The sequence below is a fragment of the Streptomyces sp. NPDC030862 genome, assembly GCF_055571835.1.
In genome coordinates, this window is sequence record NZ_JBVIEN010000007.1 from 352,152 (window position 1) to 372,102 (window position 19,951).

The 19,951-nt window shown below is 74.6% G+C and carries 16 protein-coding genes; 9 read left to right on the plus strand and 7 right to left on the minus strand.

Annotation, left to right across the window (positions count from 1 at the left end; genetic code table 11):
* Nucleotides 1–168 precede the first annotated feature (168 nt).
* Nucleotides 169–1,620, minus strand: coding sequence for a glyceraldehyde-3-phosphate dehydrogenase (locus tag ACZ42X_RS20980; protein ID WP_468292064.1), 1,452 nt, complete (start codon nt 1,618–1,620; stop codon nt 169–171).
* A gap of 313 nt (nt 1,621–1,933) precedes the next feature.
* Here ACZ42X_RS20980 and ACZ42X_RS20985 point away from each other — a divergent pair, with 313 nt between their 5' ends.
* The 3 genes from ACZ42X_RS20985 (at nt 1,934) to ACZ42X_RS20995 (ending at nt 5,071) form a co-directional block, all read left to right on the plus strand.
* Nucleotides 1,934–3,307 (plus strand): diacylglycerol/lipid kinase family protein, encoded by a 1,374-nt coding sequence (locus ACZ42X_RS20985; protein WP_468292068.1) that lies wholly within the window; start codon nt 1,934–1,936, stop codon nt 3,305–3,307.
* Between the two features lie 63 nt (nt 3,308–3,370).
* A complete protein-coding gene (locus ACZ42X_RS20990) occupies nt 3,371–4,276 on the plus strand; it encodes an oxidoreductase (RefSeq protein WP_468292071.1) in 906 nt (301 codons plus the stop codon).
* 150 nt (nt 4,277–4,426) lie between these two features.
* Entirely contained in the window at nt 4,427–5,071 is a 645-nt protein-coding gene (locus ACZ42X_RS20995; protein ID WP_468292429.1) for an adenosylcobinamide amidohydrolase, read from the plus strand.
* An 18-nt stretch (nt 5,072–5,089) separates the two neighbouring features.
* Here ACZ42X_RS20995 and ACZ42X_RS21000 read toward each other — a convergent pair whose 3' ends face one another.
* Nucleotides 5,090–6,640 (minus strand): MFS transporter, encoded by a 1,551-nt coding sequence (locus ACZ42X_RS21000; RefSeq protein ID WP_468292074.1) that lies wholly within the window; start codon nt 6,638–6,640, stop codon nt 5,090–5,092.
* A 289-nt stretch (nt 6,641–6,929) separates the two neighbouring features.
* Here ACZ42X_RS21000 and lanKC point away from each other — a divergent pair, with 289 nt between their 5' ends.
* The 4 genes from lanKC to ACZ42X_RS21020 all read left to right on the plus strand — a co-directional run bounded on the left by lanKC (nt 6,930) and on the right by ACZ42X_RS21020 (nt 13,425).
* Entirely contained in the window at nt 6,930–9,602 is a 2,673-nt protein-coding gene (gene lanKC, locus ACZ42X_RS21005; RefSeq protein ID WP_468292077.1) for a class III lanthionine synthetase LanKC, read from the plus strand.
* Complete coding sequence (locus tag ACZ42X_RS21010) at nt 9,599–9,733, plus strand: hypothetical protein (RefSeq protein WP_468292079.1); 135 nt, start codon at nt 9,599–9,601, stop codon at nt 9,731–9,733. The genes lanKC and ACZ42X_RS21010 overlap by 4 nt, the downstream gene beginning before the upstream one ends.
* Nucleotides 9,734–9,805: 72 nt before the next feature.
* A complete protein-coding gene (locus ACZ42X_RS21015) occupies nt 9,806–11,563 on the plus strand; it encodes an ABC transporter ATP-binding protein (protein ID WP_468292082.1) in 1,758 nt (585 codons plus the stop codon).
* Nucleotides 11,560–13,425, plus strand: a complete 1,866-nt coding sequence (locus ACZ42X_RS21020) for an ABC transporter ATP-binding protein (protein WP_468292085.1) — start codon at nt 11,560–11,562, stop codon at nt 13,423–13,425. Before ACZ42X_RS21015 ends, ACZ42X_RS21020 begins: the two co-directional genes overlap by 4 nt.
* Here the strand turns inward: ACZ42X_RS21020 and ACZ42X_RS21025 are convergent.
* The 5 genes from ACZ42X_RS21025 to ACZ42X_RS21045 form a co-directional block, all read right to left on the minus strand.
* Nucleotides 13,355–13,960 carry a LuxR C-terminal-related transcriptional regulator gene (locus ACZ42X_RS21025; RefSeq protein WP_468292088.1) on the minus strand — a complete coding sequence of 202 codons (606 nt, stop codon included), beginning with the start codon at nt 13,958–13,960 and terminating at the stop codon, nt 13,355–13,357. The two genes, ACZ42X_RS21020 and ACZ42X_RS21025, sit on opposite strands and share 71 nt — an antisense overlap.
* Before the next feature lie 85 nt (nt 13,961–14,045).
* Complete coding sequence (locus ACZ42X_RS21030) at nt 14,046–14,927, minus strand: oxygenase MpaB family protein (protein WP_468292091.1); 882 nt, start codon at nt 14,925–14,927, stop codon at nt 14,046–14,048.
* A 385-nt stretch (nt 14,928–15,312) separates the two neighbouring features.
* On the minus strand, nt 15,313–16,332 hold the full coding sequence (locus ACZ42X_RS21035; RefSeq protein WP_468292094.1) for an NAD(P)/FAD-dependent oxidoreductase: 1,020 nt from the start codon (nt 16,330–16,332) through the stop codon (nt 15,313–15,315).
* A complete protein-coding gene (locus ACZ42X_RS21040) occupies nt 16,329–16,868 on the minus strand; it encodes an isoprenylcysteine carboxyl methyltransferase family protein (RefSeq protein ID WP_468292097.1) in 540 nt (179 codons plus the stop codon). The genes ACZ42X_RS21035 and ACZ42X_RS21040 overlap by 4 nt, the downstream gene beginning before the upstream one ends.
* A gap of 52 nt (nt 16,869–16,920) precedes the next feature.
* Entirely contained in the window at nt 16,921–17,988 is a 1,068-nt protein-coding gene (locus ACZ42X_RS21045; protein WP_468292100.1) for a type III polyketide synthase, read from the minus strand.
* Between the two features lie 95 nt (nt 17,989–18,083).
* Between ACZ42X_RS21045 and ACZ42X_RS21050 the strand changes: the two genes are divergently transcribed.
* Complete coding sequence (locus tag ACZ42X_RS21050) at nt 18,084–18,935, plus strand: UbiA family prenyltransferase (RefSeq protein WP_468292103.1); 852 nt, start codon at nt 18,084–18,086, stop codon at nt 18,933–18,935.
* A 60-nt stretch (nt 18,936–18,995) separates the two neighbouring features.
* Complete coding sequence (locus ACZ42X_RS21055) at nt 18,996–19,922, plus strand: hypothetical protein (RefSeq protein ID WP_468292106.1); 927 nt, start codon at nt 18,996–18,998, stop codon at nt 19,920–19,922.
* Nucleotides 19,923–19,951 lie beyond the last annotated feature (29 nt).

The window sequence follows — 19,951 nt, forward strand, 5'->3', positions numbered from 1 at the left end:
ACCTGAGCGATCCCCCTTCTGTGGACAGTTTCCCCCCCTCCTTTCTCCCCCTCCCCTATACTCCTCCCCCCTCCCCTGTTCGTTCCCTTCCCCCCCCCCCCCCCCCCCGGGGTCCGGGAGCCGGACGGGTCCGGGGCCGGGATCAGACCGCCGGGTCCGGGGCCGGGATCAGACCGCCGGGTCCGGGGCCGGGTAGGTCGGGTACTCCACCCCGGAGACGTGCTGGACGACGCGGATGACCTGGCAGGAGTAGCCGAACTCGTTGTCGTACCAGAGGTAGAGGATGGCGTTGTCGCCGTCGACCTTGGTGGCGCCGGCGTCGACGATCGAGGCGTGGCGCGAGCCGACGAAGTCCATGGAGACCGCGTCGGGGGCGGTGGTGAAGTCGATCTGGCGCTTGAGCGGCGAGTGCAGCGAGACGTCGCGGAGGTACTCGAGGACCTCGTCGCGGGTGGTCTCACGGCCCAGGCGCAGGCTCAGGATGGCGATCGAGACGTCCGGGACGGGGACGCGGATCGAGCTGCCGGTGATCGGCGCCTTGAGGTCGGGCAGCGCCTTGGCGACGGCGGAGGCGGCACCGGTCTCGGTGATCACCATGTTCAGCGGCGCCGAGCGGCCGCGGCGGTCGGCCTTGTGGTAGTTGTCCAGCAGGTTCTGGTCGTTCGTGAACGAGTGGACGGTCTCGACGTGACCGCGCAGGACGCCGTACTCGTCGTCCATCGCCTTCAGCGGCGGGACGATGGCGTTGGTGGTGCAGGAGGCGCAGGACAGGACCCGCTCGTCCGGCTTGATGGTGTCGTGGTTGACGCCGTGGACGATGTTCGGGACGTCGCCCTTGCCCGGGGCGGTCAGGACGACCTTGTCGATGCCGGGGCGCAGGTGCTTGGACAGGCCCTCGCGGTCGCGCCACTTGCCGGTGTTGTCGATGAGGATGGCGTCCTTGATGCCGTACGCGGTGTAGTCGACCTCGGACGGGTCGTTCGCGTAGATCACCTTGATCGCGTTGCCGTTGGCGACGATCGTGTTGGTCGCCTCGTCGACGGTGATGGTGCCCTGGAACTGGCCGTGGATCGAGTCGCGGCGCAGCAGCGAGGCGCGCTTCACCAGGTCCTGGTCCCCACCGCCGCGCACGACGATGGCACGCAGCCGCAGGCCGTTGCCGGAGCCGGCCTTCTCGATGAGGAGGCGGGCGACGAGGCGGCCGATGCGGCCGAAGCCGTAGAGGACGACGTCGCGTCCCTCGCGGCGCTCGATCTTGTTGGCGCCGGTGGCACCGGCGACGGCCTCGGCGGTGAACTCCTCCACCGACAGACCGCGGCCGTCCGTCTTGTACGTCGCGGCGAGCATGCCGATGTCGATCTGGGACGGACCCAGGTCGAGCGTGGTGAGGGCGCGCAGGAAGGGCATCGTCTCGGTGACGGAGAGTTCCTCACCGGCGATCTGCCGGGCGAATCGGTGGGTCTTGAGAATGCTGACCACCGACTTGTTCACCAAGGAGCGGCTGTGCAGCAGGACGGTGACGTCCCGCTCCCGGTGCAGCTTGCCGATCATCGGGATCATCGACTCCGCGATCTCCTCGCGGGTCTTCCAATTGGTGAACGAGTCGTCGTTGACAGTCACAGGTCCATCTTTCGAGCTAGGCGGCGCTCATATGCTAACCCCATGGTTTTTTGATCGTTCATGAGGGTGCCGCCATGGCCTCGCGGGCCCCGTCGGCCCCTGTGGCACGGACCGCTCGCTACGACCCGTGACGAAGTGGTGACGTGGAGTGGAAAGGGTCCAGCCCCTGCTGTTCGCGGCCCAGGCCGGGCTCGTGCGGCTGCTCGCTGAGGGAACTGATGGCCGCGGGCAGCGTCGACGCCCGCACCCGGGACCGGTCACACACGCGGCCCGCCGCTCCTACGATGTCCGGAGGCGAGGGAGGGGACGGCACATGGTGACCGGATGGGACGCGCACGGGCGGGTGCAGCGCGCGCAGCGGTGGTCGGCCAGGGCGTCCCTCGCCGCGGCGGCGCTCGCGGCGCTGGTGCCGCTGCTGTACGCGGGCGTCGGCGGCGTCCTGCTGCTCCTGGTCGGCGTCGCCGGCCTGGCCGCCACGGCGGCCGCGCTGTGGTGGGCGCTGACCACGCGCGGAGCGGTACGCGTGGCGGCCGCCGCGCTGGCGGCGGCGACACCGCTCGCCGTCATCGCCCTGTTCGCGGCCGCGGGCCTGCTGAGGGCCCTCGCGGTGTCCCTCGCCCTGTGGGGCGTGGCCGTGTGGACCGGCCGGTACGCGTTGCGGAGCACGGGCCTGCGTCCCGTACGGGCCAAGGAGCACCGCACGCCGCCGCCGCGCCGGGCCGTGCTGTTCATGAACCCGCTGTCCGGCGGCTCCAAGGTGGCGCGCTTCCGGCTGCGGGAGAAGGCCGAGCGGCTCGGCGCGCGCGTGGTGCTGCTCGACCCGGTGCGGCACCAGGACGTCGCGGAGCTCGCCCGGCGCGCGGTGGCGGACGGCGCGGACCTGCTGGGCGTCGCGGGCGGCGACGGCACCCAGGCGCTGGTGGCCGCCGTCGCCGCCGAACACGACCTGCCGTTCCTGGTCATCGCCGCCGGTACCCGCAACCACTTCGCGATGGACCTCGGCCTCGACCGCGACGACCCCGCCGCCTCCCTGGACGCCCTCACGGACGGCGTGGAACTCCGGGTGGACCTCGGCTTCGCCGGCGGGCGCCCCTTCGTCAACAACGTCTCCTTCGGCGTCTACGGGGCCGTCGTCCAGAGCCCCGCCTACCGGGAGGACAAGGTCGGCACGGCGCTGGACATGCTGCCCGACCTGCTCACCCGGCAGAGCGGCCCCCGGCTGACCGCCCGCGCCGGAGGCACGGTGCTCACCGGCCCGCAAGCCGTGCTCGTCAGCAACAACCCGTACCGCAGGGACGAGCCGTTCGGCTTCGGCCGTCGCGAGCGGCTCGACTCCGGGGTCCTCGGCTTCCTCGGCATCCGCGTGGACGGCGCCGCCGCGGCCGCCGGGCTGCTGCTCGACCCCGAGACCAACGGGCTCACGGTGCTCACGGCCCGCGAGGTCGTCGTCGACGCCGACAACCCCACCCTCGAGGTCGGCATCGACGGCGAGGCGCTGGTCCTGCCCGCCCCCGTCCACTGCCGCGTCGCACCGGGCGCGCTGCGCGTCCGCGTACCGCGGCTGCGGCCCGGGGTGCCCGAGGCGCCCCCCGCGCTGGACTGGCGCCGGCTGCGCAAGCTGGCGGCGGCGGTGGGCCGTACGGCCGTGACCGGACACCCCGGGGCGGGCGCCGGTCGGCAAAGGTGAGAGATGTCCCAAAGGTGTCCCAAAGGGCTGGCGTCTTACGGGCGTTGGAGTGATCATCCCGGGATGACCTCACAGACCATCACCGCGGCGGCGTCGGGCACCTGGACACTCGGCGACCTGGAGATCAACCGCATGGGCTTCGGCGCCATGCGCCTGACGCAGACCGGCGAGGCGTTCGCGCCCGACGCCGCCCCGCGCGACCGCGACCAGGCCATAGCCGTCCTGCGCCGCGCCGTCGGACTCGGCGTGAACCACATCGACACCGCCGCGTTCTACTTCTCCCGGCTGCGCTCCGCCAACGAGCTGATCAACCGGGCGCTGGCCCCCTACCCGGACGGCCTCGTCATCACCACCAAGGTCGGGCCCCACCGCGACCCCTCGGGCGAGTGGTGGTACGCCGAACCCGGGCAGCTGCGCGGCCAGGTCGAGGAGAACCTGCGCCAGCTCGGCCGCGACCACCTCGACGTGGTCAACCTGCGCATGCTCGGGAACCGTTCGATCGCCGACCGCTTCGGCGCCCTCGCCGAACTGCGGGACGCCGGGCTCATCCGCCACCTCGGCGTCTCCAACGTCACCCCCGAACAGCTCGCCGAGGCGCGGGCCATCGCGCCCGTGGTGTGCGTACAGAACCCGTACGGCATCGGCGTACGGCCCGAGCACGACGCGTTCGTGCGCGACTGCGGCGAGCAGGGGATCGCGTTCGTGCCGTTCTATTCGATCGCCGGTACCGGGCGCGATGCGGGGGCCGGTGGACCGGACGGCGACGAGGTGCTCGCCGTGGCGCGCGCCCACGGCGTGAGCGCGGCGCAGGTCCGCCTCGCCTGGACGCTGCACCGCGGGCCGCACGTGCTCGCCATCCCCGGTACCGGTGACCCGGAGCACCTCACCGCCAACGTGGCCGCCGGTGCGCTGCGCCTCTCCGAGGACGACCTGGCGCTCCTGGACCGCCTCCACCGACGAGGGGCATGAGCCGGCGCACGCGCGGGTGCGGGCGCCGTCGCGGGTGCGCGTAGGATCAGCCGGTTCCGCCGTATCCGCGCCCCCGCGCCCTGCCCCGAGGAGCAGCCCCCGGTGTCCTCCACCCTCACCTCCCACGCGCCGCTGCCGCCCGCCCTGGCCATGGAGCGGCTCTGGCACGTGGAGGACGGCATACGGCTCCCCGCGCTGGTGTGGCGTGCGGGGGACGGCTGGCGAATGGCCAGCAGCGCGGTGCTGGGCGGCGGCATCGGGGAGCGGGCGTGGGTCCTGAACGCCCAGGTGCCGCACGGCTACCGGCGTACCGACCCCGCCCGGCACCTGGCCGCGCTCGCCCACCGCGCCGGTGCCCGGGGTGCCGGGGTCGGGCTGATGACGGCCGCGGACGTCACGCGGTGCGCCCACGCCGCCGACGGCGGCGTCGAGGCGGCCGTCACCGTCGGCCTGGGCGTGTCGACCTGGGCCGCCTCGCCGGAGGACGGCGCGGCCGGCCCGCCACCGGCCGGGACCATCAACATCGTCGCCGCCGTCCCGGCCGCCCTGACCGACGCCGCGCTCGTCAACGCGGTGGCCACCGCCACGGAGGCGAAGGTCCAGGCGCTGCTGGAAGCGGGGCACGACTGCTCGGGCACGCCCACCGACGCCGTGTGCGTCGCCGCCCGCGTCCCCCGCCCCGGCGAGGAGCCGCACGCCTTCGCCGGACCGCGCTCGCTGTGGGGCGCGCGGCTCGCCCGCGCCGTCCACCGCGCCGTCCTGACGGGGGCGGCGGCGGAGCCGAGCCGGCGTTAGGGGCGGATCCCGGCGCGATCAGACCGACGCGACCTCGGCGGGCTTCTCGGGCGCCTCGGGGGCCGCCTGCGCCGGGGCGGTCGCCCCCTTCTCCGCGCGCCGCAGCAGCGCCGCGGCCAGCAGGCCGCCCACCAGCACGGCCGCCGCCCCGACCAGCTGGCTGGTCACCAGACCGGAGGCGAACGCGTCCGCGATCCGCTCCCGCTCGCCCGCCGAGTCCGCGGCGGCCAGCGCCGCCGGAAGCGAGGCGGCCGCCGGCACCGGAATCAGCGCGGCGAACCGGGAGTTGAGCACCGCGCCGAGGACGGCGACGCCGAGGCCGTTGCCGAACTCCGTGACCGTGCCCTCGATGCCCGCGCCGACGCCCGCCTTCTCGCGTGGAATCGCGTTCAGGACCGCCACCGCCATCGCCGGGTTCGCCAGCGCGCACCCCGCCCCCATCAGGACCAGCCCGACGAGCATGCCCCCGTAGCCGAAGCCCTGGGAGTCGAGCACCGCGACGACCGCGAGGCCCGCCGCGAGCAGCCCCATGCCGAGGGCGACGGACCCCGGGATGCCCACGGCCCGGCTGGCGCGGGCCGCGACCCCGGTGAAGTTCAGCAGCACGACGGTCAGCGCGAACGGCGCCGTGCGCAGCCCCGCCTCCAGCGCACCGTACCCGTGCACGAACTGCAGCTGCTGGGTCAGCAGGTACAGCGCGCCCCCGCTGCCGAAGGTGATCAGCAGCGCCCCGGCGATGGCGCCGGTGAAGGTGCGGTCGCGGAAGAAGCCCAGGTCCAGCATGGGATGGGCGACGCGGCGCTCCCACCGTACGAAGGCGGTCGCGGTGACGGCGACGAGGGCCGTGCCCACCAGCACCGGCCCCGAGGTCCAGCCGTGTTCGGGCCCGGTGATGACGACGTAGACGAGCGACGCCATGCCCACCGTGGACAGCAGCGCACCGGGCAGATCGGGGCGCGCCCCGCCCGGAGCGGTGCTCTCCGGTACGAGCACGGCGGCCGCGACCAGCCCGAGCGCCACCACCGGCAGGTTGACCAGGAAGAGGGCGCCCCACCAGAAGTGGGCGAGGACCACACCGCCGACCAGCGGCCCGGCGGCGAAGCCCAGGGCGTTGACGGCGGCCCAGATGCCGATGGCCCGTACGCGCTCCGGCTCCGGGAAGACCTGGAGCGCGACGGCGAGCGTGGTGGTCAGCAGCAGGGCGGCGCCGACGCCCATCCCGGCGCGGGCGGCGATCAACTGGCCGGTGGACTGGGCCAGTCCGGCCGCCAGCGAGCCCAGCCCGAACAGCGCGAGCCCGGTCATGAGCATGCGCTTGCGCCCGTAGCGGTCGGCCGCGCCGCCCGCCGTGAGCAGCAGGCCCGACTGGACCAGCGCGTAGGCGTTGATGACCCACTGGACATCGGCGGCGGAGGCGCCCAGGTCGCGGGTGAGGGTGGGCACGGCGACGTTGAGGATGGTGTTGTCGAGGATCACCACGAGCTGCGCCAGGCAGATGACGCCCAGGATGAGCCAGCGCCGGGGGTGCCCCTCGGATATGACGGGGTGCTGCGGGGACACGGACGGCATGCGGCTCCTTCACGAGAATAACTTAGGGGAGCCTAACCAATCCTCGCGGGGATCCGCGGGCGGGGTGGCCGTCGTGGCTTCTCGGAGAAAGTGCAGGTGGAGGGGTTGGCATCCGCGTTTCTCCCGGGTCCGGGGTGACGCTCTCACGGCACACGCGTGACGAAGAGTGGTGTTCCGGGGCGGGCGGCGGGTGCAATCCTCGCTAGTGATCCCGGGTGAACGTTCCCCCCACGAAGACCCGGCAACGGATCTGCCTCAGGGACACCGGTCCCACGATGCGGAGACTCCCGTGGACATGCGTTATGAGGCGTTCTGCCTCATGGACCCCTTCTTCTACGACACGCCCGCACGCGCCTACGGCGCGGACGGCGACGACGTGGACGGGGACGGCGAGTTCGCGCAGACCCGATGTCCCGTGCCGGACGGATGGCTGCGGTACGAGCTCGACAACTGGGTGGTCTACCACCCGGAGGGCCTTGAGCTGCCCCCGCAGGGCTGGAAGGTCCACGTCTCGGCGTGCCTGGACAACGCGGAGGACATCCTCGACGCGGTCTGGGACCACTGCGTCGCCCGGCGGCTCTCGTTCAAATTCCTCCACAGTCCGGAAGCCCTGCTCAACGCCAACATCAAGTACGCCCAGCGCGGCGGCAGCGGGAAGTTCGTCACGATCTACCCGGAGGACGAGACCCGGCTGGAGCAGGTGCTCAACGAACTGGACCAGGCCCTGGGAGGGCGACCGGGGCCGTACATCCTCAGCGATCTGCGCTGGGGCGCCGGACCGCTGTACGTCAGGTACGGGGGTTTCGCCAAGCGGTACTGCGTATCGCCCCGCACGGGAGAGACCGTGCTGGCGATCGAGGACGCGTCGGGCCGGCTGGTCCCCGATCTGCGGGCCCCGGTCTTCCAGGTGCCCGAGTGGGTGAAGCTGCCCGCCTTCCTGGAGCCCCACCTCGCCGAGCGGAGCAGGACGACCGTCGCCGACCTGCCGTACCGGATCGAGCGGGCGCTGCACTTCTCCAACGGCGGCGGCCTCTACGCCGGTCAGGACGTACGCACCGGCGAACCCGTCGTCCTGAAGGAAGCACGGCCCTACGCGGGCCTCACCCCGGATGGCGCGGACGCGGTCAGCCGGATGCGTCGGGAGCGGGAGACCCTGGAGCGGCTCCGCGGCCTCGACTGCGTACCCGCGCTGCACGACCACTTCCTGCTGGGGGAACACCACTTCCTGGTGGAGGAGTTCATCGACGGGCGGCCGCTCAACGAGGTCTTCCACGACCGGTACTACCCCCTGCCGACGCAGGAGGCGGACGCCGCGGCCCGCGCCGAGTACACCGCCTGGGCCCTCGACGTGGTGGACCGGGTCGAGCGGGCGGTGGCCGCGGTGCACGACCGGGGCGTGGTCATCGGCGACATCCACCCCGCCAACATCCTGGTCCGGCCCGACGGCCGGGTCGTCCTGATCGACTTCGAGGGCGCGGCGGACGCGGCGGACGAGCAGCCGCAGACCCTCGCCGCCCCCGGGTTCTTCACGGCCGAGGGCCTGACCGGTTTCGACATCGACCGCTACGCCCTGGCCTGCTTGCGGATCTTCATGTTCATGCCGCTGACGCAGCTCATCTCACTGAACCCGGCCAAGGCCGCACAACTCGCCCAGGAGGCCCGCCGGTCGTTCCCCGTACCCCCCGCCTTCCTGGACGAGGCGGTACGCACGATCGCCGGAAGCGGCCCCACCACGCCGACCGCCGCCACCGGCGCCGCAGGCGAGCTCCGCCTGGAAGCGGACCACGACGGCTGGATGCGCGCCCGTGACTCCCTGGCCGCCGCCATCCTCGCCGCCGCCACACCGGAGCGCGACGACCGGCTCTTCCCCGGCGACATCGAACAGTTCCGGGCACCCGGCGGAGGCCTGGGCATCGGCTACGGCGCGGCCGGGGTGCTGTACGCGCTCGACGCGACCGGCGCCGGGCGCCACCCGCGGCACGAGCAGTGGCTGCTGGAGCACGCCCTGAACCCGGAGGACGGCACCCGCACCGGCTTCTACGACGGCCTGCACGGCGTGGCCCATGTGCTCGACCGCCTCGGCCACCGCGAGGAGGCGCTGAAGGTCCTCGACGTATGCCCGGACGGCCAGTGGCCGGAGCTGGGGCTCGACCTCCACGGAGGCCTCGCGGGCATCGGCCTGAACCTGCTGCACTTCGCGGCGGCCACCGGCGATCCCGCGTTCCACGACGCGGCGATGAAAGCGGCCGGCCTCGTCGCCGACCGGCTCGGCCCGGCCGACGGCGTCCCGGAGATCAGCGGCGGCAAGCACCCCTACGCGGGCCTGATGCGCGGTTCCTCGGGGCCCGCCCTGCTGTTCCTCCGGCTGTACGAGCACACCGGCGACCCGGGCTACCTCGACCTCGCGGCCACCGCCCTCCGCCAGGACCTGCGCCGCTGCACGGTCCCCGAGGGGCAGGGGATGCGGGTCAACGAGGGCTGGCGGACCATGCCCTACCTCGCCGAAGGCAGTGTGGGCATCGGCCTCGTCCTCGACGACTACCTCGCCCACCGCCCGGACGACCGGTTCGCGGCGGCGTCGGGGGCGATCCGGGAGGCGGCCGCCGCACGGTTCCACACCCAGTCGGGGCTCTTCCACGGCACGGCGGGCATCCTCCTGTACCTCAGCCGCCGGCATCCCCCCGGCACGGCCGCCGAGCGGAACCCCGTGGTCACCGACCACGTGCGCGGCCTCTCACGGCAGGCCGTCGTCCACCAGGGCCACCTGCTCTTCCCCGGCGAGCAACTCCTGCGGCTCTCGACGGACCTGGCCACCGGCAACGCCGGCGTGCTGCTCGCCCTCGGCGCCGCTCTCCACGACCAGCCCGTGGACCTGCCGTTCTTGCGGCCTTCTTCGGCCGACGGGACACGGCCCACAGACCGATCCTCGACACGCATGGAGAAGGGAGGTGACATCACATGACGCTCCTCGACCTGCAGGGCATGGACATGCCCGACTCGGAGACCGCGCTGTTCGGCTCAAGCTCAACCAGCTGCGGCGGCGGTATCAAGATCGGTGTAAAGGTCAGGCTCAGGGTCAGGGTCAAGCTCTGACCGAGGAAGGCGGGGACGCCCCGCGCGTCCCCGCCGCGTAACCGACGCTCCCCACACGACCAGGAGGTGCCCGTGGACCGAGTGGAGCGACACACCGCGAGCCGCCTGATGCTGGCGGCGGCCCGGCGGGGCGGCCCCTGGGTGGCCGTCATGGTCGTCACGGCCGTCCTGCTGACCGGCGCGGCCGTCGTCCTGCCCGCCGTCATGGGCCGCACCCTCGACGCGGTACTCGGCGGCGCGGACTCCGCGCGGTGGCTCGCCCTGAGCGCCGCGCTCATCGTCGTCCTGGTGGTCGCCGAGACCCTGGACGACTTCGTGAACCAGGTGGTCGAAGCCCGCTCCACCGCATGGCTGCGCAAGAGGCTGCTGAAACACATCCTCGCGGTCGGCCCACGTGCCACCCGCCGCTTCACGCCGGGAGACCTGGTGACGCGGCTCGTCGGCAACGCCTCCCAGACCGGCCAGGTCGCCTCCGACCTGGTGTGGGTCGTCATGAACCTGGTGCCCCCGCTCGGGGCCCTCGCCGCCCTGGCGCTCATCGACCCCTGGCTCTGCCTCACCTTCGTCGTGGGCCTGCCCGTCCTCGCGCCCCTGGTCCACGCCTTCGTCCGCGACATCTCCGACCTCAACGAGCGCTACTACGCCACCCAGGGCACCATCGCCGGCCGGCTCGTCGACGCCCTCGGCGGAAGCCGGACCATCGCCGCGGCCGGCACCGTGGACCGCGAGGCGCGCCGGGTGCTCGCCCCGCTGCCCGAGCTGCACCAACACGGCGTGGGCATGTGGCGCTCCCTCGCCCGCATGTCGGCCCGTGAAGCCCTCGTCGTCCCGCTGGTCATGGTCGCCGTCCTGGCCGTGGCGGGCCTGCTGCTCACGCAGGGCCGGATCACCCCGGGCGAGGTGCTCGCGGCGAGCCAGTACGTGATCATGGCCACCGGCATCGGCTCCGTGGTCGGCACGCTGAACCAGCTGGTCCAGGCCCGTACGACCGCGGGCCGCCTTGCCGAGGTGTTCGCCGAACCCCCTGTGGAGTACGGCTCCGAGCGCCTCCCCGACGGCGGCCGCGGCCGGCTGGAGTTCCGGGGCGTCACCGTCCGCGCGGCGGGCGACACCGTCCTGGAGGACCTCCACCTCACGGTCCCGGGCGGCGCCCTCGTCGCCGTCGTCGGGCGGTCCGGTTCCGGCAAGTCGCTGCTGGCCGCGCTGGCCGGCCGGCTCCTCGACCCCGACGAGGGCGAGGTGCTGCTGGACGGCGTACCGCTGCGCCGCCTGGACCGGGACGAGCTGCGGCGGGCCGTGGGCTACGGCTTCGAGCGCCCGGTGCTGCTCGGCGAGACCTTCGCCGACGCGATCGGCTTCGGGCCGCGCACCCCGGCCCCGGACGAGCTCGTGGCGTACGCGGCGGCGGCCCGGGCGGACGCCTTCATCCGGCACATGCCCGCCGGCTACGGCACCCGTCTCGCCGACGCGCCGATGTCCGGCGGGGAGGTGCAACGCGTGGGACTCGCCCGCGCGTTCGCGCAGGCCCGGCGGGTCCTCGTCCTCGACGACGTCGCCGCCAGCCTCGACACCGTGACCGAGCACCACATCAGCCAGGTCCTCACCGGCGCGGGTGCCCTGGCCGACTGCACCCGGCTGATCGTCACGCACCGCGCCTCCACCGCCGCCCGGGCCGACCTCGTCGTCTGGCTCGCCGACGGCGGCGTCCGCGCGCGGGGCCTCCACCGCGACCTGTGGGCGGACCCGGCCTACCGCGCGGCGTTCCAGCCCGACGCCCCGGCCGGCCCGGAGCCGCGGAAGGTCCTCGAAACCGCCGGAGGCACGCGATGAAGGGGCGGCCCGTCGAACTCCTGCGCTCCTCCCTGAGCCGGCGACGCGGCGCGTACCTCCGGCTCACCGGCTGGTCGCTGGTGCAGGCCGTGCCGGCCTTCTTCACCGGCTGGGCCGTGGCACGCGCCATGGACCAGGGCTTCCTCGCGGACCGTCCCTCCGTCGGCTTCGCCTGGCTGGGCGTGCTGGCGGGCGCCTTCATCGTCGGCGCCTGGGGCACCCGGCACGCCGTCCTCGGCCTCGCCGCGCTGATCGAACCGTTCCGCGACGAGCTGGTCACGCTCGTGACCACCGGCACGCTGCACCGCTCCACCCGGCTGGGCCGGACGCCGGACACCGCCGGCGTCGCCCGGCTCACCGAGCACGTGGAGATCGCCCGGGAGGCGTACGGGGCGGTGCTGATGTTCGTCCAGGGCTTCGTCGTCACGGCGGCGAGCGCCCTGCTGGGCCTGGCCACCCTGGACCCCGCCCTCCTCGTCCTGGTCCTGCCGCCGCTCCTCCTCGGCCTCGGCGTCTTCCTTGCGGCACTCCGGGCGATGGCGGCACGCCAGCGGGAGGTCATCCTCGCCAACGAACGCATCTCCGAGGACGCGAGCACCGTGACCGGCGGGCTGCGGGACGTCGTGGCCTGCGGCGGGGACGAGCGCGTCCGCGCCCGGACCGGCGCCCGGATCGACGAGGCGGCGCACGCCACCCGGGCGCTGGCCCGGCTTACCGCGGTCCGGACGATCGCCCTCGGGATCGGCGGCTGGGTGCCGCTCGTCCTCATCCTGGCCGGGGCGCCCTGGCTGATGCGCAACGGCCTGACCGCGGGAGCGATCCTGGGCGCGCTGACCTACGTCTCGCAGAGCCTGAGCCCGGCGCTGCAGAACCTGGTCCAGGAGCTCGGCGGCAGCGGGCTGTGGCTGCTCGTCGCCATCGGCCGCATCACGGAGGTCGCGGAGCCGTCCGCCGGCCCGCACGCCACCCCACCCGACACGTCACCGGACACGGCGGCCCGGCCGGCTCCGCATGCCCCGTCGGCCCCCCGCGACTCCGGACTCGAAGTCGACGGCCTCACCTTCGGCTACGCCCGCTCCGCCGAACCCGTGGTCCGGGACCTCCGCCTCGCCCTGCGCCCCGGAGAGCACCTCGCCGTCGTGGGCCCCAGCGGTGCCGGCAAGTCCACCCTGGCCGCCCTCATCGCCGGAGTGCTCGCCCCGCAGGCCGGGGAGGCGCGCCTCGGCGGCGTACCGGTCCGGTCCCTCGACGGCGACGACCTCGCCCGGCACCGGGTGCTGATCCCCCAGGAGGCGTACGTCTTCGCCGGCACGCTGGAGGAGAACCTCACGTATCTCGCACCGGGCGCCACCAGGCCCGACGTGGAGTCGGCCGTCCGCGCGGCCGGCGCGGCGCCGCTCGTGGAACGGCTGGGCGGCTACGACGCGCCGCTGGACCCGCAGGAACTCTCGGCCGGCGAACGCCAGCTCATCGCCCTGGCCCGCGCCCTCCTCCCGGAGCCGCGGCTGACGCTGCTGGACGAGGCCACCTGCCACCTCGACCCGGCCGCCGAGGCGGTCGCGGAGGAGGCCTTCGCCCGCCGCCCGGGCACCCTGATCGTCGTCGCCCACCGCATCAGCTCCGCGCTGCGGGCCGACCGGATCCTGGTCATGGACGGTACGCGGATCAGCGTGGGCACCCACGAGGAGCTGATGGCCCGGTCCGCGCTCTACCGCGACCTGGTGGGGCACTGGAGCGGCGCGGACGGCGTGGACGAGGTGAACGGCGCGGCCCCGCATGGCGCCGCCCCGGTCACAGCCAACCGGACTCCCGCGCTATCCGGATCGCGTCGATCCGGTTACGCGCCCCGGCTTTCTTCGTGATCGCCGACAGGTGGTTGCGGACCGTGGCCACGGACAGCGACAGCCGCTCGGCGATCTCCCGCGTGGGCGTGCCGTCGGCGGCCATGCCCAGGACCTCCACCTCCCGCCGGGTCAGCGGGTTCTCGCCCGCGTCGAGCGCGACCAGCGCGAACTCCGGGTCGATGAACCGCTGCCCCCGCACCAGCTTGCGCACGCCGTGCACCAGGCGGTCCGCCGGGGCGTTCGTGCTGATGACACCGGCGGCGTGCAGGTCCAGCACGCGCCGCAGCCGCTCCGGCGTCGTCGAGGCCATCATCAGCAGCATCCGGCACTCCGGCACCCGTGCGCAGAGCTCGCCGCACGAGGCGAGCCGCTCGCCCTCCTGGGAGTCGACGTCGATCACGGCCACGTCCGGGCGGCACAGCTGCGCCCGCGCGAGCACCTCACCGTCCCCGCCGGCCTCGGCGACCACCTCGATGTCCTCCTCGCGAGACAGGAGCGCGGCGAGCGCCCCCCGCACGAGGCGGGTGTTCTCGACGAGAAGAACGCGTATCAATGTCGCTCCCACCCGACGCGGTCGTTGCCCTGGGCCACCCCCGCGAACGCCCCTCCGCCCATTATCTCCGCGTTCCCCGCGGATTTCAGTGCGTGCCGGGCGGCGGCGGCGCAGGAGCCAGCGCCCACCGGATCGTCCTGGTCAGCGCCTGCCCGCCGGGCCGTACGCAGGCCGCCTCCACCACCGGCAGGTACGGCAGCCGCAGCAGCCCACGCGCCCAGCGCGGCAGCGTGGAGACGGCGTTCGCGGCGAGGACGGCGTACGGGGCGCGGGCGACGGCCGGCAGCGGCGGGCGCAGCAGGAGGAAGCGCGCCGCCTCGCGGGCCTCCGGCGTGGCGCGAAGCTCCGGGCGGTAGGAGGCCAGCCGCTCGGCGAGCCCGGCCAGGTCGCGGGGCGGGTCGACCACGCCGAGCGCGGCCGCGACGCGTGCCGTGTCGGCGACGTACGCGTCGCAGCCCTCGGCGTCCAGCGGGTGGGCGCCGTAGCGCTGGTGGGCGCACAGGAAGCTGTCCACCTCGGCGACGTGCACCCACGCCAGCAGGTGCGGGTCGGCGGCGTGGTACGGCTCCCCGTCGGCGGTGACGCCCTTCACCCGCTCGTGCACGGCGCGGACCCGGTCCACCGCCCGCTGGGCGTCGTCCGCGGCGCCGTACGTCGTCATCGCGAGGAAGGTGCTGGTGCGCTGGAGGCGCCCCCAGGGGTCGCCGCGGTAGTCGGAATGGCCCGCCACGGCGGCCATGGCCAGCGGGTGCAGCGACTGCAGCAGCAGCGCGCGCAGCCCGCCGATGAACATCGCGGCGTCGCCGTGCACCTGGCGGATCGGCCGGTCCGCGGCGAACCAGCGGGGCCCCGGCGCGCCGTGGATACGCGCGCGGTTCGCCCGGCCGCCCGGCCCCGCGACCCGGGTGAACAGCGTCGTGCCGAGCCGCTCCCGCAGCTCGGTGAGACCCGGCGCCGAGAGGTTCACCCGTCAAGTATCCGCCCGCGCCCCGCCCTCTCGGCAAGAGCGGTGCCGGTTGTGTTTCCTGTCCGGGGACGGCCCCGTCGGCGGGAGCCGCGCCGGGCACGTTTCCCGCCCGCGCCCCGCCCTCTCGGCAAGAGCGGTGCCGGTCGTGTTTCCTGTCCGGGGGCGCCCGTTCGGTGAGGGCGGTCCCGGTCGTGCCCCCTGTCCAGGGCCCGCTCCCTGGTGAGAACCGTGCCGGTCGTGTTCCCGTCCGGAGACGGCCCGCTTGGCAAGAGCTCTGCCGGTCACGTCTCCGCCCAAGGCCCCGCCCGCTCGGCAAGCGCCGTACCGGTCACGTCTCTCGCCCGGGTCTCGCTCCTTCGGCGCGAGCCCTGCCGGTCGAGGCCCCTCACCGCAGCGCGTGCACCCCCGCCGCGAACACCGGCGGAAGCCGGGACGCCACCGGTACGACCAGTCGGGCCGTGCCCGGCCGGCAGCTGAGCCGGACCAGCGCCTCCGTCAGCAGCCGGTGCCGCCGCGACAGCCTCCGCCAGGCCCCCTCGTACGCGCGCGGGCGTCCCGCCCGCAGGCACGCCACCGCCGCCTCCGCCGACGCCAGCGCGAGCGCGACGCCCTCGCCGGTGAGCGCGTCCACGTACCCGGCCGCGTCACCGACGAGGAGCACCCGCCCGGCCACCCGGGCGCGCACCCGCTGCCGGAGCGGCCCGGCGCCGCGCACCGCGCTCGTCGGCGCCGCGCCCCGCAGGCGGGCGGCCACCTCGGGGAAGGCGTCCAGGTGCCGTTCGTACCCGCGTCGCACCGTGCTCAGCACCGCCACACCGACCAGGTCGTCGGCCACGGGCGTCACGTACGCCTCCCCGTACGGCGACCAGTGGACCTCCACGAAGTCCGACCAGGGCGCCACCCGGTAGTGCCGCCGCAGCCCGTAGCGCCGGGGCAGCCGGGGGCCCGGCAGCTCCAGGCCGAGGGCGCGCCGCACGGGGGAGTGCAGGCCGTCGGCGGCGACCAGCCACCGCGCCCGCAGCCCCCCGGCGCTCACCCCGTCCGCGTCCTGCCGTACGTCGCCGACCCTGCCCTCCACGCACCGGACGCCCAGCTCGGCGGCCCGGCCCGCCAGCGCCGTGTGCAGGACGGTGCGGCGCACGCCGAGGCCCGTACCGTCCCGGAAGGCCGCCTGCGCGCGGTGGGGGCCGTCGACGTACCGGATGCCGCGCAGCTCCCGCCCCGCCGGGGCGAGGCCCAGGGCGTGCAGGGAGCGGACGCCGCCCGGCATGACGCCCTCACCGCACGCCTTGTCCACCGGGCCCGGGCGCGGCTCCACCACGACGGCCTCCCAGCCGGCGAGCGCCGCATGGATCGCCGCGGCGAGCCCGGCGGGCCCGCCGCCCGCCACCAGCAGGTCGATCACCGGGTGGCCTCCACGCACGGCGCCGCCCCCGGCGCCGACCTCAGTGCCGCCTCCTCACACCGGACGCGTACCGACAGCAGCACGGCGTTGACCACCGTGAACACCACGGCCGTCAGCCAGGCCCCGTGCACCAGCGGCAGCGCCAGCCCCTCGGCGACCACCGCCACGTAGTTCGGGTGGCGCAGCCACCGGTACGGGCCCCCGGACACCAGCGGCAGGCCGGGCACGACGAGGACCCGGGTGTTCCAGCGCGGCCCCAGCGTGCGCACGCACCACCAGCGCAGGGCCTGCGCCGCCGCGACGACGGCCACCATGGCCCAGCCGAGCACGGGCGTGAACGGCCGCCCGGTCGCCCACACCTCGGCGAGGCAGCCGGCCAGCAGCCCGGTGTGGAGCACCACCATCACCGGGTAGTGGCCCCGGCCGGACTCGACGCCGCCGCGCGCCAGGCTCCAGCGCGTGTGGCGACGGGCGACCACGAGCTCCGCGACGCGCTCCACGCCGACGGCCAGCACCAGCACCGTGTACCAGACCATGTTCATCTCCCGACTCCGACTCCGACTCCGACTCCGACTCCGTCTCCCCGAATCACCAGCGCAGCAGGACCAGTTCGGTACAGAAGCCGGGCCCCATGGCGAGCATCAGCCCGGGCGTGCCCGACGGCGGCCGCCCGGAGCCGGACGCCAGCGTGTCGCGCAGGACGTGCAGCACCGAGGCGGACGACAGGTTGCCGACCTCGGCGAGCGTGCGCCGGCTCACGTCCAGGGCGCACCCCGGCAGGTCGAGCGCCTCCGCGACCGCGTCCAGGACCCGGGGCCCGCCGGCATGGCACACCCACGCCGTCACGTCCTGCCGCCCCAGCCCCTGGTCCGCGAGGAAGTCGTCGACGTCCTGGGCGAGGTTCTTGCGCACGAGGTCGGGGACGGCCGGATCGAGGACGACGCGGAAACCGGAAGCGGTGACGTCCCAGCCCAGCAGCCGCTCCGTGTCCGGATACAGCCGGCTGCGGCTCGCCACCACGGTCGGGGCGGGCCCGGCCGCCGGCTGCCGCCGGGCACCGCAGGCGACGACGGCACCGGCCCCGTCGCCGAACAGCGCGGTCGCGACCAGGTTGGCCGGTGACGCGTCCGCCCGCTGGAAGGTCAGGGAACACAACTCGACGGAGAGCAGCACGGCCACGTCGTGCGGGCGGCCCAGCAGGTAGTCGTGCACCCGGGCCAGTCCGGCCGCGCCCGCCACGCACCCCAGACCGAAGACCGGGATCCGCTTGACGTCCGGCCGCATGCCCAGGAGCCCGGCCAGCCGGGCGTCCACGGACGGCGCGGCGATCCCCGTGACGGACGTGAAGACCAGCAGGTCCACATCGCGCGGCGACAGGCCGGCCTCACGCAGCGCCCCCGTCACCGCCTCGGCACCGAGCTCGACGGCGGCCGCGATGAACACGTCGTTGACCTGGCCGAAGTCGTCGAACCCGCCGTAGCGGTCCAGCGGCAGCACCGTGTGACGCGTGGTCACCCGGGCACCACGGTGCAGCCGGTCGAGCGCGCGCCGGTCGGCACCGGCGGGCAGGCAGGTCCGGGCCACCATGTCGGTGATCTCGCGCTGGGTGTGCCGGTGCGGCGCCACGACTCCGTGGACGGCTGCGATCCGCGTCATCAGGGCTCCAGGTCGGGGTCGTCGTGCCCCCATGCCTGCCACCCTCCGGCGCCGTCGTACCGCCCGATCGCCCGCCCGGCGCCTACGATCCCCGCGTGGACGCCACCACCGATGCCGTACCCACCCGCCGCCGAGCCCTTCGCGCGGGCCTGCCGAGGGCCTGTCACCCGCTGCCCACGGCGGCCGTCACCCTGCTGGTCACGGCGCTGGCCGCCACGGCCGGGCACGACGCGCGCGGCTGCCTCCTGGTGGCGGCCGGGGTGCTCGCGGGCCAGCTGTCGGTCGGCTGGTGCAACGACGCCGTCGACGCCCGGCGCGACCGCGCGGCCGGGCGGTACGCCAAGCCGGTGGTGTCCGGCGCGGTGAGCGTGACGGCCGTACGGGCCGCGGCCCTCGTGGCGCTGGCGCTCAGCGTGCCGCTCTCCCTGGCCTGCGGCCCGCTCCCCGGAAGCGTCCACCTCGCCGGGGTCGCCGCCGCCTGGGCGTACAACCTGGGCGTGAAGGCGACGGTGCTGTCCTGGCTGCCGTACGCGATCGGGTTCGCCGCCCTGCCGTCCTTCGTCGCGCTGGCCCTGCCCGGCAGCCCGTGGCCCGCGTGGTGGGTGGTCGCCTGCGGTGCGCTGCTGGGCGTGGGCGCGCACCTGGCCAACGTGCTGCCCGACATCCCGTCGGACCTCGCGGTGGGCGTACGCGGCTGGCCCCAGCGCCTCGGCCCCGCCCGGGCGCGGGCGCTGATGCCGGTTCCGCTGGTGGCGGCGTCCGCCGTGGCGGCGCTGTCCGGAGGCGCCGGCCTCCCGGGCCTCCTGGCCCTGGCGGCGGCCGTCCTGGTCTCCGTCGCCGGCGCGGTCGTGGGGCGTCGGCGCGCCGAGGCGCCGTTCCGGGCGGCGATCGTGGTGGCGGCCGTCGACGTGGCGATGCTCCTGGGGCGGGGAGCCGGGCTCACGTGACGGCCCGTCACATAGGATCCCGGCAATCATTCCGATCAGCCGGACCCGGGGGGACCATCCATGTCACGTCACTCGCTCAGCCGCAGAAGACTGCTGGCCACCACCGCCGGCGCGGGCGCCGCGCTGGCGGCCGGCCCGGCGGCGGGCACCGCGTCGGCCGCCGACGCGCCGACGCCCAACCCGTACCAGCCGAAGCTCCCGCACCAGATCGAGGCCGAAACCCTCGTCGACTACCTGCGGATGCGATTCTGGAGCGACGGCGCCAACCGCTACAAGGCGGCGGGACAGTTCCCGGACGAGAACTCCTCCCTGGTCTGGGGCGCGCCCGGCCACCCGGAGCAGTTCTCCGCGCTCGCCCAGTGCTCGTCGTTCCTCACCATGGTCCTGCAGCGGGCCTACGGCACCGGAACGGCGTACGGCTGGGCCACCAGGGAGTACTTCAGCACGTACTTCAAGACCGAGGCCGGGAAGTTCTACCCGACGGCCGAGAAGTTCCGCGAGGGCTTCGCGAACGCGGCGTCCATCCCGCACTTCACCGGCGTCACGAAGCCGGTGAACCTCCGGCCCGGAGATCTGGTCGCCTTCGACTACGACGCCGACGCCACCACCGAGCCGTACACGGGGCACATCGTCATGATCCGGGCCCGCAAGGGCACGCTGGCGTCCCCGGTCGACAGTCAGGTCGGCGACGGCGTCATCCCGTACGTCTTCGAGATCGTCGACTGCACCAGCGACCCGCACGGCAACCCGGCCGCCTCCGCGGGCGCCGAGGCGACCTACCGCGCCTTCCCCGACACCCGTATCGAGGAGGCGGCCGACGGCACGACGGGCTGGACGGAGCACGACGGCGTCGGCTACGGCCACATGGTCTTCTACGCGGACCCCACCACGAAGCTCTTCGCCGGCTACCGCTGGAGCGTCAACTCCTCGACCCCGCGCAAGGCGACCGACCGCCCGATCGCGGCGGCCCGCGTCCACCTGGGCTGAGCCGGTACCCCGCGCGGCCGGTACGGCGG

Coding starts and splice junctions, on each gene's coding strand:
- ACZ42X_RS20995 (WP_468292429.1), top strand. CDS start 4,427: ATGGAGCGGCTCTGGCACGTGGAGGACGGCATACGGCTCCCCGCGCTG.
- ACZ42X_RS21055 (WP_468292106.1), top strand. CDS start 18,996: ATGTCACGTCACTCGCTCAGCCGCAGAAGACTGCTGGCCACCACCGCC.
- ACZ42X_RS21045 (WP_468292100.1), bottom strand. CDS start 17,988: ATGACGCGGATCGCAGCCGTCCACGGAGTCGTGGCGCCGCACCGGCAC.
- ACZ42X_RS21000 (WP_468292074.1), bottom strand. CDS start 6,640: ATGCCGTCCGTGTCCCCGCAGCACCCCGTCATATCCGAGGGGCACCCC.
- ACZ42X_RS20985 (WP_468292068.1), top strand. CDS start 1,934: ATGGTGACCGGATGGGACGCGCACGGGCGGGTGCAGCGCGCGCAGCGG.
- ACZ42X_RS21020 (WP_468292085.1), top strand. CDS start 11,560: ATGAAGGGGCGGCCCGTCGAACTCCTGCGCTCCTCCCTGAGCCGGCGA.
- ACZ42X_RS20990 (WP_468292071.1), top strand. CDS start 3,371: ATGACCTCACAGACCATCACCGCGGCGGCGTCGGGCACCTGGACACTC.
- ACZ42X_RS21010 (WP_468292079.1), top strand. CDS start 9,599: ATGACGCTCCTCGACCTGCAGGGCATGGACATGCCCGACTCGGAGACC.
- ACZ42X_RS21040 (WP_468292097.1), bottom strand. CDS start 16,868: ATGGTCTGGTACACGGTGCTGGTGCTGGCCGTCGGCGTGGAGCGCGTC.